This window comes from Phenylobacterium sp., assembly GCF_030681155.1.
Classification (GTDB): Bacteria; Pseudomonadota; Alphaproteobacteria; order Caulobacterales; family Caulobacteraceae; genus Phenylobacterium.
This window is the reverse complement of sequence record NZ_JAUXXE010000055.1, coordinates 1-12,099: the sequence shown is the minus strand read 5'-3', so window position 1 is coordinate 12,099 and position 12,099 is coordinate 1. Positions and strand designations below refer to the sequence as shown.

At 66.1% G+C, this 12,099-nt stretch carries 12 protein-coding genes and 1 pseudogene; 7 read left to right on the top strand and 6 right to left on the bottom strand.

Going from position 1 to position 12,099, the window contains the following annotated elements; genetic code table 11:
* From Q8M13_RS14205 to Q8M13_RS14195, 3 genes and pseudogenes are all read left to right on the top strand, one after another.
* Positions 1-308 (top strand): annotated as a pseudogene (locus Q8M13_RS14205) (DNA recombination/repair protein RecA); the annotation flags it as partial.
* A gap of 251 nt (positions 309-559) precedes the next feature.
* Entirely contained in the window at positions 560-3,196 is a 2,637-nt protein-coding gene (gene alaS / locus Q8M13_RS14200; protein WP_305300621.1) for an alanine--tRNA ligase, read from the top strand.
* A 289-nt stretch (positions 3,197-3,485) separates the two neighbouring features.
* Positions 3,486-4,133, top strand: a complete 648-nt coding sequence (locus Q8M13_RS14195; RefSeq protein ID WP_305300619.1) for a PEPxxWA-CTERM sorting domain-containing protein — start codon at positions 3,486-3,488, stop codon at positions 4,131-4,133.
* A gap of 61 nt (positions 4,134-4,194) precedes the next feature.
* Here Q8M13_RS14195 and Q8M13_RS14190 read toward each other — a convergent pair whose 3' ends face one another.
* From Q8M13_RS14190 to bla, 6 genes are all read right to left on the bottom strand, one after another.
* On the bottom strand, positions 4,195-5,124 hold the full coding sequence (locus Q8M13_RS14190; RefSeq protein WP_305300618.1) for a hypothetical protein: 930 nt from the start codon (positions 5,122-5,124) through the stop codon (positions 4,195-4,197).
* 61 nt (positions 5,125-5,185) lie between these two features.
* The gene (locus tag Q8M13_RS14185; RefSeq protein WP_305300616.1) at positions 5,186-5,563 is read right to left on the bottom strand and encodes a VOC family protein; all 378 of its coding nucleotides are present in this window, start codon (positions 5,561-5,563) and stop codon (positions 5,186-5,188) included.
* A gap of 63 nt (positions 5,564-5,626) precedes the next feature.
* On the bottom strand, positions 5,627-6,325 hold the full coding sequence (locus tag Q8M13_RS14180; protein ID WP_305300614.1) for a ribonuclease T2: 699 nt from the start codon (positions 6,323-6,325) through the stop codon (positions 5,627-5,629).
* The gene (locus tag Q8M13_RS14175; protein ID WP_305300612.1) at positions 6,322-6,876 is read right to left on the bottom strand and encodes a DUF2939 domain-containing protein; all 555 of its coding nucleotides are present in this window, start codon (positions 6,874-6,876) and stop codon (positions 6,322-6,324) included. The genes Q8M13_RS14180 and Q8M13_RS14175 overlap by 4 nt, the downstream gene beginning before the upstream one ends.
* A 4-nt stretch (positions 6,877-6,880) precedes the next feature.
* Complete coding sequence (locus Q8M13_RS14170; RefSeq protein ID WP_305300610.1) at positions 6,881-8,101, bottom strand: NADP-dependent isocitrate dehydrogenase; 1,221 nt, start codon at positions 8,099-8,101, stop codon at positions 6,881-6,883.
* A gap of 87 nt (positions 8,102-8,188) precedes the next feature.
* A complete protein-coding gene (gene bla, locus Q8M13_RS14165) occupies positions 8,189-9,205 on the bottom strand; it encodes a class A beta-lactamase (RefSeq protein ID WP_305300608.1) in 1,017 nt (338 codons plus the stop codon).
* Positions 9,206-9,258: 53 nt separating this feature from the next.
* On the opposite strand from bla, the gene Q8M13_RS14160 reads away from it, so the two are divergent.
* The 4 genes from Q8M13_RS14160 to rpsD all read left to right on the top strand — a co-directional run.
* Complete coding sequence (locus Q8M13_RS14160; RefSeq protein ID WP_305300606.1) at positions 9,259-10,032, top strand: RNA methyltransferase; 774 nt, start codon at positions 9,259-9,261, stop codon at positions 10,030-10,032.
* A gap of 2 nt (positions 10,033-10,034) precedes the next feature.
* Positions 10,035-11,108 carry a nitronate monooxygenase family protein gene (locus Q8M13_RS14155; RefSeq protein WP_305300605.1) on the top strand — a complete coding sequence of 358 codons (1,074 nt, stop codon included), beginning with the start codon at positions 10,035-10,037 and terminating at the stop codon, positions 11,106-11,108.
* A 70-nt stretch (positions 11,109-11,178) separates the two neighbouring features.
* The gene (locus Q8M13_RS14150) at positions 11,179-11,526 is read left to right on the top strand and encodes a hypothetical protein (protein ID WP_305300603.1); all 348 of its coding nucleotides are present in this window, start codon (positions 11,179-11,181) and stop codon (positions 11,524-11,526) included.
* Positions 11,527-11,696: 170 nt separating this feature from the next.
* The coding region (gene rpsD, locus Q8M13_RS14145) for a 30S ribosomal protein S4 (protein ID WP_305300601.1) at positions 11,697-12,099 on the top strand (403 nt) is incomplete at its 3' end.

Below are 12,099 nucleotides of genomic sequence, written 5' to 3'. Positions count from 1 at the left end.
TGGTCAAGAACAAGGTCGCCCCGCCGTTCCGCGAGGTCGAGTTCGACATCATGTACGGTGAGGGTATCTCCAAGCTGGGCGAAATCATCGATCTGGGCGTCAAGGCCGGCGTGGTCGAGAAGTCCGGTTCCTGGTTCTCCTGGAACTCCACCCGGATTGGCCAAGGTCGCGATAACGCTCGGGAATTCCTCAAGAATAACCCCGACATCGCTGCTCAGATCGAAAAGCAGGTTCGCGGCGCCCGTGAGGTGATCGAAGAAGAACTGCTGGTCGGTCCGACCGTCGAGGAAGAAAACGACGCCGAATAGGGATCGCGTCGCGGAACGTCGCCATGGCCCTTGAAAGCCGGACGCGCCCAACCCGACGTCCGGGCCCGCCTTCAAGGGTCTAGACCCCCGCGCGACTGTCCCGCACTGCGTGAGGACGCTTGGACGCAGCCCGTCCAAGCGTCCTTTTCCTTTGCGGGCGCTGACAAAATTCGTAAACGGTCGCGCGCGGGGGCGGCGCGGCTAGCGCCACCCCATATCTGGTTTTCCTGTTTTAGATCGTCCGACGAGCCATGCAGAGCCTCAACGAAATCCGCAGCGCCTTCCTGGGCTACTTCGAGAAGAATGATCACCTGATCATTCCATCGGCTCCGCTCGTTCCGCAGAACGACCCGACCCTGTTGTTCGTCAATGCGGGCATGGTGCCGTTCAAGAACTACTTCACGGGCGCCGAGACTCCGCCGTCGCCGCGTGCGGCGTCGTCGCAGAAGTCCGTGCGCGCCGGTGGCAAGCATAACGACCTGGACAATGTCGGCTACACCGCCCGTCACCACACCTTCTTTGAGATGCTGGGGAATTTCTCGTTCGGCGACTACTTCAAGGCCGGCGCGATCGAGCACGCCTGGACCCTGCTGACCAAGGAATTCAAGATCCCGGCGGAGAAACTTTGCGTCACCGTCTATCACACCGACGATGAGGCGGCCGAGCTGTGGAAGAAGATCGCCGGCCTGCCGGACGAGAAGATCATCCGCATCGCGACCAATGACAATTTCTGGTCGATGGGCGACACCGGCCCCTGCGGCCCTTGCTCGGAAATCTTCTATGATCACGGACCGCACATCGCTGGCGGCCCTCCGGGCAGCCCGGACGAGGACGGCGACCGGTTCGTTGAGATCTGGAACCTGGTCTTCATGCAGTTCGAGCAGTTCGCCGACGGCACCCGTCGCGACCTGCCTAAGCCGCAGATCGACACCGGCATGGGACTGGAGCGCATCGCCGCCGTCCTGCAGGGCGTCCACGACAACTATGACATCGACCTGTTCCGCACGCTGATCGCGGCGTCGAAGGAATTGGTCGGCGGCGGGTCGAACGGCCCCTCGCACCGGGTGATCGCCGATCACCTGCGCTCGACCAGCTTCCTGATCGCCGACGGTGTTTCACCTTCGAATGAAGGCCGCGGCTACGTCCTGCGCCGGATCATGCGCCGGGCCATGCGCCACGCCCATCTGCTGGGCGCCGAGGAACCGTTGATGCACCGCTTGGCGCCCGTCCTCGTGGCCGAGATGGGCGGGGCCTATCCGGAACTGCGCCGGGCCGAGCCGGTCATCGTCGAGACCCTGCGCCAGGAGGAAGAACGCTTCCGCCGGACCTTGGGTCGCGGGATGACGCTGCTGGACGAAGCGACGGCGAACATGAACCCCGGCGACATGCTGCCCGGCGAAACCGCGTTCAAGCTCTACGACACCTATGGCTTCCCGCTGGACCTGACGCAGGACGCGGTGCGCAACAAGGGCATCTCGGTCGACCTGTCGGGCTTCGAGGACGCCATGAAGCGCCAGAAGGACCAGGCGCGCGAAGCTTGGACCGGTTCTGGCCAGTCGGCTCAAGGCGCCGAATGGTTCGCGATCCGCGAGCGCCTCGGCGCGACCGAATTCCTTGGCTACGACCTGACCGAGGCGACGGGCAAGCTGCTGACCCTGGTGGCCGGCGGCGCCGAGGTGACCGAAGCCCGCGAGGGCGAGACGGTTCTGGCGGTGTTTGACCGTACGCCGTTCTACGCCGAAAGCGGCGGCCAGGCGGGCGACGTCGGCGAGATCGAGTGGACCGGCGGCAAGGCCAAGGTGCTCGACACCCAAAAGCAGGCCGGCGACCTGTTCGTGCACGAGCTTGAAATCCTCTCCGGCGTGCTGACGCCCGGGACCGAGGCGCGGCTGGCGGTCGACGCCGATCTGCGCACGACCACACGCGCCAATCACTCGGCGACCCACTTGATGCACACGGCCCTGCGCAATGTGCTGGGACCGCACGTCTCCCAGAAGGGCCAGATGGTCGATGGCGAGCGGATCCGCTTCGACTTCAGCCATGGCGGCCCGCTGACGGCTGAGGAAATCGACCGGATCGAGACCGAGGTGAACGCCGTGGTTCGTCAGAACCTGCCGGCCAACACCCAGGAAATGGCGCCTGAAAAGGCGATCGAGGCCGGCGCCATGGCGCTGTTCGGCGAGAAATATGGCGATAGCGTTCGCGTGCTGGCGCTCGGCAAGTCGCTGGACGGGCAGGGCGACTATTCGGTCGAACTGTGCGGCGGAACCCATGTGGCCCGCACGGGCGACATCGCCCTGTTCAAGATCGTCTCCGAAAGCGGCGTCGCGGCCGGCGTGCGCCGCATCGAGGCCCTGACCGGCGAGGCGGCGCGCCGCTGGCTGACCGAACAGGCCGGTGTCGCCAAGGCGCTCGCCGACCAGTTCAAGGCCCCGGTCTCCGAAGTGCTCGCCCGCGTCGAGGCGCTGGAGGCTCAACGCCGCAAGCTCGACAAGGAACTGGGCGAAGCCAAGCGCCAGCTCGCCATGGGCGGCGGTGGCGGCGCGGCGGCTGGTCCGGAAGACATCGGCGGTGTGCAGGTGATCGCCCGCGTCATGGAAGGCGTCGGCGGCAAGGACCTGCGTCCGATCATCGAAGAGTTCCGCAAGCAGGTTCCGGACGGCGTCGTCGCCCTGATCGGCTCGGCCGACGGCAAGGCTTCGGTGGCCGTGGCGGTGAACGGCGCCGCGACGGGCAAGTTCAGCGCCGTCGAACTGGCCAAGGTCGCGGTTCTGGCGATGGGCGGCCAAGGCGCAGGCGGACGACCGGACTTCGCGCAAGGCGGCGCGCCGGACGGGGCCAAGGCGGCCGAAGGTTTGGCTGCGATGAAGGCCGCCATTAGCGGTTGAGGACGCCGCCTAGGCTGATTTGAAGCGGCGCGGGGTTATTTCCGCGCCGTTTTCTTTGGTGCTGATTCTCCGAGGGGCCGAAAAGCCGGGCGCGCAATGTCGAAAACCGACATAGAAATTGCACATTCGCCGCGTTTGAACTGTCATTTGTAACGCGGCTCGGCGAACTTGCTTTTTCGCCACCCGTGAGAGGCGAGTGGCGTTGATACGGCCAAAGTTAAGCCTTAGTTCACCATCCCAGGTGGCGCCCTCGAAAGGCGCGGGGCTTTTTTCCAGGGATGTTTTTCGTATGTTGAAGTTTCTTTCCGCCGCGGGCGCCGCGCTCGCGCTTTCCGTTGTCGCGGCCCAACCGGCCGCCGCCGCTGTCACGTTCGACGGCAACTACGCCATCACTGATCTGAACAGCACCGGCGCGAACGGCCTTCAGGTCTCGGTGTCGCCGAATCCCGGCACCCTGAACTTCACCATGAACGACGCCCCGTCGATCCTGAACAACGTGCAGCTGTTCAAGATCTGGACGACCGAAGGCTCGCTGAACGCCGACGACTACAACGGCAGCACCATCACCGTGAATTTCAACTTCACCGCTCCGGGCGCCGGCGCCGGCCAAATCGGCGGCGTGACCCAAGGTGAAAGCTCGTTCTTCGGCTTCTTCCAAAACGGCGTCGTGACCTGGCAGGGCGATAGCGTGATCGACTTCGGTCAGTACGGTAAGCTCAACATCCACCTCGACGACGCGGTCTTCAACGAAGGCTCGTGGTGGAGCCTGAACGACGGCAAGCGCTACGGCGATTTCATCACCGCCGACTTCACCCTGACGCCTGGCCCGATCGGCTCGGCCGTTCCGGAACCGGCGACCTGGGCGATGATGATCACGGGCTTCGGCCTAGCCGGTACGGCGATCCGTCGCCGCCGTTCCATCGCTTTCGCCGCCTAAGGCTGGCGATTTCGACAGATACGAAAAGGCCGGGGGAAACTCCGGCCTTTTTGCTGTTCGGTTAGTCCTTGCAGCGAACTTCACGGATGGGCGCGCCCTTTGAGCCCCGGGTCGCCTCGGTGTCGTAGATGAAGCTTTTGTCGCCCGGCAGCCAGGCGCCGGCCTCCTGCTGGGGCAGGCTGCCCAAGGCGACGACTTTGTAGTCACGCCCTTCGACCCACTGGCTGAACGACGGCAAGCCGTCGTTGAAGTCCAAGCCGATTTCCAGCGCCGACATGTAGGTCAGAAGGATCGCCCGCTTGCCGTCGGCGGAGATATCCAGCGCGGTCGATATCGAACCTGGGAAAGCCTGGGCGGCCATGATGCTGGGCAGGTCGATCTCACCGACCTTGGCGAAGGTCTGGGTCTGGCCTGGCTCCCGGAGCTGGGCGGCCGTCAGCTTGTAGACCTTGGCCGGGACGGGGGTCATCATCACCCGGTCCGCCGGCTTGGTGACCAGGAAAAGGTCGCCGTTCGGGTGCAGAGCGAAGGCCTCGGCGTTATGGGGGCCGTCGGGATAGCGGGCGCGCACTGTCCGCAGCGGCTTGACCTTGTCCTCAAGGCTCTTGCGCTCCCTCACCAGAGTGAACACGACGTCGTCGCGCTTGGCAGGGTTGTCGCCGATGTCGCCAAGATAGATGCAGGTTCCGCCGTCGCAGGGACCCACCGACAGGTCCTCAATGTCCTGCGGCTTGGGGCCTTCCACATCGACTGCGCGCGTGTTCTGGCCCGCCAGATCGGAGACGTAGAACCGCAGATCGTCGCCGGAATCGTTGTTGTGGTAGAGGCGGCCCGGATATTTCGCCGACACGTCGAGGCCGCTGGCCTCGTTGACCAGTTTGGTGTCGAGCTCGCCGTAGGCCTGGGCGGGGCTCCAGGCCTTGCAGACCTCGGCATGCGCCGCGCCTCCGATCATCAAGACTAGAGTGGAGGCGATCAGGGCGACGCGCATGCTGGAGGCTCCTCGAAGACGCTGCCCCGCGAGCATGAAGCGCCTCCAGCCGCGGTCAAGCTCAGCCCTTGGTGAAGACCGCGATCTTGTTGCCGGTCGGGTCGCGCATATAGGCGCCGTAGAAGCTGGTCGAATCCGCCGGCCGGGGGCCTGGCGCGCCCTCGTCGACCCCGCCTTGAGCCAGCGCCGCGGCGTGCGCAGCATGCACGGCTTCCTTGGACTCACCCTTAAAGGCGATCATGACGCCGTTGCCGCCGCGCGCGGCCTGACCGTCGAACGGAGGGCAGATGAAGGTGGTCGCATCCTGGCCCTTGAGGCCGTAGCCCGCCCAGCCACCGTCGAAGAATTGGCGCTCGTAGCCAATGGCGCCGAGGACAGCATCGTAGAAGGGCATGGCCTTCTCAACGTCCACCGCGCCGATCGTGACATAGCCGATCATGTCGTCATCTCCCTTGAAAACCGGTGCGAAACCTAGCGCCGGAAATCGAACGAAACAAGAACATTAGCGGGGTTGGATACGGATGCTGACATGATCTGGCGCCCCCACACCCCTGGCGCACCGCGCCGGTTTGAACCGCAGATCGTAGCAGATCCGGACCTCCTGCAGCCGGTTGCCGTCGCCGACCTTCAGGAACAGGGCGTCGCGACGCAGGTGGGGGTTCCGGGCCGTGAAGGCGGTGCGGACATCGCCGGCCGTGACCGTGCGACCGGACGGGGAAGCGAGGGACGGCGCGTTGATCGAGCGCCACAGCTCCGCGGCCTTGGCGAAATAGGGCTCGGGCGCGCTCCAGCCACAGGTGCCGTGCGCCGCCCACTCGTGCTGCAGCAGGTCAGCCGAGGGTGTCATGCAGAGGTTGGCGCGGACGGTGGCGACGCTGAGGGCCGGGGCAGGGCCGCAATAGCGCGGGTGGGCCTTGCCGCCTCCATTCGGCCAGAGGCCGTGAACCACGAAGCCGAACCGGTTGTCGCGGCATTGCACCCTGGCGTCGCGCACGTTTGCGCGGGTGCGGCACCACTCCGGCGACCAGGTGAGCGCGAGCATGTAGGAGGCGACCGGAACACCCTTGGAAACTTCGTGGGCGGGCGGCGGCCTCGACTTGGCGGGACGTATGTCCCGCGGGATCGCGCAATTTGGGCCGTCAGCGGCTTGGGCGGAATTGGCGAAAGCCAGGATCGCGAGCGCGACCAAAAAAGGCCTCACGGGGCGTCCGGCAGATGGATCTGCACCAGCTTCCAGGTGAACAACTCGCGGCGCTCGAAGGTGAAGATCACCGCTTGCTCGCTGGCTTTCGCACCCCGCGGAGCCGCCGCAAAGCGCGCGCGGTTCGGATCCCAATAACGCAGGCGGGGGAAGGCCGAGCCGGCCTCTGGAGGGGCTTTTCCGGGGGCGAAGCCGCGGGTGAGGTCGTAGAGGCCCGAGGCGCTGAGATAGGGCTCGACCGCCGGCGGGGCGGGCGTGAGGGGCTCGATCGCTCGGCGCACAGCGCCGATGGGGTCGGTCCAGATGTCGGGTGGGGCCGGGGCGGTAACCGGGATGGCGGCGACCTGCGGGCGCAAGCCTTGGCGAACGGCGGGATAGTCGACCAGTTGGGCCAGGGCGTGGGCGTCACCGTCACGCGCGGCGGCCTTCACGGCTCTGAACGCAAAAAACGGCGCGGCCACGAAGACCAGCGCCGTTCCCACGATCGCAACAACGATCAGTCGGAATATCGCGCGCGTCAGGCTCCAGTGAGCTGGCGCGCGCGGTTCCATGTTCTTAGGCCGACTTGGCCAGGGCCGCGTCGAGGTTGGCCGCAACCTTGTCGATGAAGCCTTCGGTGGTCAGCCAGCCTTGGGTGTCGCCGACCAGCAGCGCCAGATCCTTAGTCATCGAGCCGCTTTCGACGGTGTCGACGCAGACCTTTTCCAAGGTCTCGGCGAAGTGGGTCAGCTCGGGGTTGCCGTCCAGCTTGGCGCGGTGCTTCAGGCCCTGGGTCCAGGCAAAGATCGAGGCGATCGAGTTGGTCGAGGTCGATTCGCCGCGCTGATGCTGGCGGAAGTGGCGGGTCACGGTGCCGTGGGCGGCTTCCGATTCCATGATCTTGCCGTCCGGGGTGATCAGGACGGAAGTCATCAGGCCGAGCGAGCCGAAGCCCTGGGCCACCTGGTCAGATTGCACGTCGCCGTCGTAGTTCTTGCACGCCCAGACGAAGCCGCCGGACCACTTCAGGGCCGAGGCGACCATGTCGTCGATCAGGCGGTGTTCGTAGACGATGCCAGCTTCCTTGAACTTGTCGGCGTATTCGGCGGCGAAGACCTCGGCGAAGATATCCTTGAAGCGGCCGTCATAGGCCTTGAGGATGGTGTTCTTGGTCGAGAGGTAGACCGGGTACTTCCGCTGCAGGCCGTAGTTCAGGCAGGCGTGAGCGAACTCGCGGATCGAGTCGTCCAGGTTGTACATGCCCATGGCGATGCCGGCGCCGGGGAACTCGAACACTTCATGCTCGATGGTGTCGCCGTTCTCGCCTTCCCACTTGATGGTCAGGCGGCCCTTGCCGGGGATCAGGAAGTCGGTGGCCTTGTACTGGTCGCCGAAGGCGTGACGGCCGACGATGATCGGCTGGGTCCAGCCGGGGATCAGGCGCGGAACGTTCTTGCAGATGATCGGCTCGCGGAAGACCACGCCGCCGAGGATGTTGCGGATGGTGCCGTTCGGCGACTTCCACATCTTCTTCAGGCCGAACTCTTCGACCCGGGCTTCATCGGGGGTGATGGTCGCGCACTTCACGCCCACGCCATGGCGCTTGATGGCCTCGGCCGCGTCGATGGTGACCTTGACGTCGGTTGCGTCGCTGTGCTCGATCCCCAGGACGTAATAATCCAGAGCGATATCCAGATGCGGGAAGATCAGCTTGTCCTTGATCCACTTCCAGATGATGCGGGTCATCTCGTCCCCATCGATATCGACGACAGGGTTGGCGACTTTGATCTTGGCCATAAGGGCAGAGCGCTCCGGGGGCGTAACGAAGGAGGGTAGTTGGCCGTATACTAGGACCGGGCCGTGACGCAAAGGGTCGCGGGCGTCTTATCGAACCCCGCGGGTGATTGCGCGGGCGACGTCGGCGTGGATTTTCTCCCGCCCAGCAGCGTCAAGCGTAGCTGCCTTAAGGAATACGGCGACCGCGTAACGCCGGCCGTCAGGCAAGGTGACGATGCCGATATCGTTGGTCGCCGGATTGACGCCTAGATCGGTGCGGGCCGCGCCGGTCTTGTGAGCGAAGACCGAGCCCGGCGGGAAGCCCGCCTTCAGGCGCTCAGCGCCGGTCTGAGTCTCGGTCATGATCTTCATCAGCAGCGTATGTGACGCGGGCGACAGCAGCTTCTGGTCTTCGAGCATATAGAAGAAGGTGAGCACTCCGCGGGGGCTGGCGGTGTCGCGGTCATCGGCGAGATAGGCGTCCATCGCCGCCTTGCGCGTCGCGGGCGGTATGGTGTGCATCGCCGCCGTGAACGCCGCATCGCCCTTCCAGGCGATTCGGAACGATCCCATCCCCGCGATCTCCGGCTGCAATTCGCGCTCGTAGCGATCGATGCGGATATCAGTGACGTGGTTGTCGTTGAGCCAGGACGTCACCGCGCCCGGGCCCCCGATCAGCTTCATCAGCACGTCGGCGGCGGTGTTGTCCGACTCGCCGACGGCCGCGACCAGCAGTTCGCGCACCGTATAGTCGCGCTCTTGCGGCCAGGCGTCGGCGATCAGGCTGCGCGCCGGTGAAATGTCCTGCTCATCGAGTGTGACGATCTGGTCCAGGTTCAGCCGTCCGGCGTCCACTTCCTCAAGAACGGCCGCGCCCAGCGGCGCCTTGAAGACGCTCTGCATCGGGAAGCGCGCATCGCCGTTGAACAGCCAGGTCTCGCCGCTCTCCAGGTTCATCACGCCGACGCCGAGCACCCCGGGTCGAGCTCGCTCGGCGATTGCTCCGACCTCCCGATCCAGCAGCGTCATGTCGAGGCGCGGGGTGTCGGAAGCTGTCTGGCGCATGGGCCTGTCGCACCCAGCCAGCAGCAGCAAGGCGACCGCCATGAGGGTGGGAAAGCGCATGACGGATATTCCTGGCTCTTGCATTGGCGGGCTTGGGGACCTCAAAACGCGGCATGGAAACCGCTGCTCCGCCCTGCATTATCCTGAACGTGCCCCAATTGGCCCAGAACATTGGCGCTGTCGCGCGCGTGATGGCTAATTTCGGTCTGGCTGACCTACGTCTGGTCAACCCGCGCGACGGCTGGCCCCAGGAGCATGCCTGGGCCGCCGCCTCGGGCGCCGAGTGGCCGCTGAACGCCGCCCGCGTCTACGACCGGGTCGAGGACGCCATCGCCGACCTGCATCTCGTCTATGCGACGACGGCGCGGCCGCGCGAGCTGCAACTGCCGATCCTGACCCCGCGCGAAGCCGCCGCGAACCTGTCGCACGAAGTCGGCGAGGGACGTTCTGTGGGCCTGCTGTTCGGCGGCGAGCGCGCCGGATTGGAAACCGCCGACATTGCGCTTTGCCAGGCTGTGGTCACGCTGCCGATCGATCCGCGGTTCCGGTCGCTGAACCTGGCCCAGGCCGTCGCCATCAACGCCTATGAGTGGCGGATGACCGTCGCGACCGGCGCGCCGCCGATCTTCCGCGAGGGCCCGCCGCCGGCCACCGCCGCCGCCATGCTCGGCCTCTACGAGCACTTCGAGAGCGAACTCGACGCCGCGGGCTTCTTCCATCCGCCCGAGAAGCGGCCGTCGATGGTGCAGAACCTGCGCTCGGCGCTGGGTCGCGCCCGGTTTTCCGATCAGGAGGTCCGCACCTTCCGAGGCGTGGTGACGGCGCTGTCCAAGGGCCGGGGTCGGGTGCTCGACCGATTGGCCCAGCAGAAAGCTGAGAAGGAATAGTCATGGACCTGCGCGCCCAGCTCGACGCCCTGCCGATCCCGATCCTGCAGGCGCCGATGGTGGGCGCCTCGTCGTTCGAGATGGCGCTGGCGGTATCGAAGGCCGGCGGCATGGGGCATCTGGCGGCGGGGGCGATGGCGCCAGAGGCCATCGAGGCCGCGGTGGCGGCGATGCGGGAACAGAGCGGCGCGCCGTTCGGCGTGAACCTACTGATGGCGCCGAGCGCCCGGCCCGACGCCGCCGAGGTGGATCGCGCGCTGGCGAGGCTCGCGCCCTGGTACGCCGAACTCGGCGAGGCCTTGCCGGCCCATCCCAACGAGTTCGCCCCGGATTTTGAAAGCCAGCTCGCCGCCGTGGTCCGTGCCGCGCCCCCCATCGCCTCGTTTACGTTCAGCATCCTGACAGCGGCCCAGGTGGAGGCGTTGCATAGCGTCGGAACCCTGGTGGTCGGAACCGCGACGACCGTGGCCGAGGCGCGCGCCTGGGCCGATGTCGGCGCTGACGGCATTTGCGCGCAGGGCTTCGAGGCTGGCGGCCATCGTGGGCACTTCCTGGCCGAGATCGAGGCCAGCCTGGTCGGGACCATGGCCCTGACGACCCTGATCGGCGCCGCGGTCGACCTGCCCGTCATCGCGGCGGGCGGGATCATGGACGGGCGCGGCGTCGCCGCGGGCCTCGCCTTGGGGGCCTCAGCTGTCCAGATGGGCACCGCCTTCCTGCTCTCTGACCAAACCAGCGCCAGCCAGCCCTGGCGGCGGTCGATCACGAGTGTGGGCGATGAGCCGACCCGGTTGACGCGGGCCTTCACCGGCCGCTTTGCGCGCGGGATCGACAACCGGTTCATGCGCGAGATGCGGGACGTCGAGGGAGATGTCCCGGCCTATCCGGTGCAGAACCGGCTGACCCAGGCGCTGCGCGCGGCGGCGTCGAAGGCCGATGATCCAGAGATGATATCGTCGTGGGCCGGTCAGGGCGTTGGGCTGGCGCGCCCCGGCGACGCCGGTGAAATGGTCCAGGCGTGGTGGCGCGAGGCCAAGGACGCCTCCACCGCGCTCCAGCGGCGAGTGGGGCGCTAGCCAAGGTGGAGTGGCGGGCGCGCGGCCGCCACGCTAAGGTGCGCCAAGGTATAGCTTGAGGCCCCACACAATGAAGAAGCTCGTCCTGGCGATCGTCGCAGCCGCCGCCCTGACCACCCCGGCGATGGCCCAGACGGTCACGTGCCGGACCGACGCCGGTCGCGCGGTCTGCCACGACGTCTATGGGAATGTCGTGACCGCTACGCGGGACGCCCTGGGCAATACGACCTGGAGCGATCAGTACGGTGAGGAGGTCACCGTTCGCCGCGATGCGATGGGGGCGACGACAACCAAGTACAGCGACGGGAGCAGCGTCTCGATCCGCCGCGACGCGATGGGCGGCACGGTGGTGCGCGACGAGAAGGGCAATACGGTGCGTTGCCGGGTCGATGCGATGGGTAAGACACGTTGCCGCTGAGCCGCCCCGCAATTGACTCTTAGGGCTCCTGCCGTCATACACCGCCCCTTCGCGCCGCCGGGCTTGCCCTTCGGCCGCGATGTTTATGACGGGTGACTTGAAGGCCGCCGTTGAGATCGCGCTTCCACTAGCGGAGGCGCCGGCCCAGGTCGAAGTAGAAAGAAACGAATATGTCGAAGCGTCACTCGGCGAAGTATAAAATTGACCGCCGGATGGGCGAGAACATCTGGGGTCGCCCGAAGTCCCCGGTCAATCAACGCTCCTACGGCCCCGGCCAGCACGGCCAACGCCGCAAGCAAAAGGTTTCGGACTTCGGTCTGCAGCTCCGCGCGAAGCAGAAGCTGAAGGGCTACTACGGTAACCTGACCGAGAAGCAATTCGCCCGCACCTACACCGCAGCCGCGCGCCGCAAGGGCAACACGGCCGAGAACCTGATCGGTCTGCTGGAAAGCCGCCTGGACGCCGTCGTGTACCGCGCCAAGTTCGTGCCGACCGTGTTCGCCGCCCGTCAGTTCGTGAACCACGGCCACGTGCTGGTGAACGGCAAGCGCGTCAACATCGCCTCCTACCGCG

Excerpts from the sequence above, each read along its gene's own strand:
- alaS (WP_305300621.1), top strand. The coding sequence starts at position 560 with ATGCAGAGCCTCAACGAAATCCGCAGCGCCTTCCTGGGCTACTTCGAG.
- Q8M13_RS14195 (WP_305300619.1), top strand. The coding sequence starts at position 3,486 with ATGTTGAAGTTTCTTTCCGCCGCGGGCGCCGCGCTCGCGCTTTCCGTT.
- Q8M13_RS14190 (WP_305300618.1), bottom strand. The coding sequence starts at position 5,124 with ATGCGCGTCGCCCTGATCGCCTCCACTCTAGTCTTGATGATCGGAGGC.
- Q8M13_RS14185 (WP_305300616.1), bottom strand. The coding sequence starts at position 5,563 with ATGATCGGCTATGTCACGATCGGCGCGGTGGACGTTGAGAAGGCCATG.
- Q8M13_RS14175 (WP_305300612.1), bottom strand. The coding sequence starts at position 6,876 with ATGGAACCGCGCGCGCCAGCTCACTGGAGCCTGACGCGCGCGATATTC.
- Q8M13_RS14170 (WP_305300610.1), bottom strand. The coding sequence starts at position 8,101 with ATGGCCAAGATCAAAGTCGCCAACCCTGTCGTCGATATCGATGGGGAC.
- bla (WP_305300608.1), bottom strand. The coding sequence starts at position 9,205 with ATGCGCTTTCCCACCCTCATGGCGGTCGCCTTGCTGCTGCTGGCTGGG.
- Q8M13_RS14160 (WP_305300606.1), top strand. The coding sequence starts at position 9,259 with ATGGAAACCGCTGCTCCGCCCTGCATTATCCTGAACGTGCCCCAATTG.
- Q8M13_RS14155 (WP_305300605.1), top strand. The coding sequence starts at position 10,035 with ATGGACCTGCGCGCCCAGCTCGACGCCCTGCCGATCCCGATCCTGCAG.
- Q8M13_RS14150 (WP_305300603.1), top strand. The coding sequence starts at position 11,179 with ATGAAGAAGCTCGTCCTGGCGATCGTCGCAGCCGCCGCCCTGACCACC.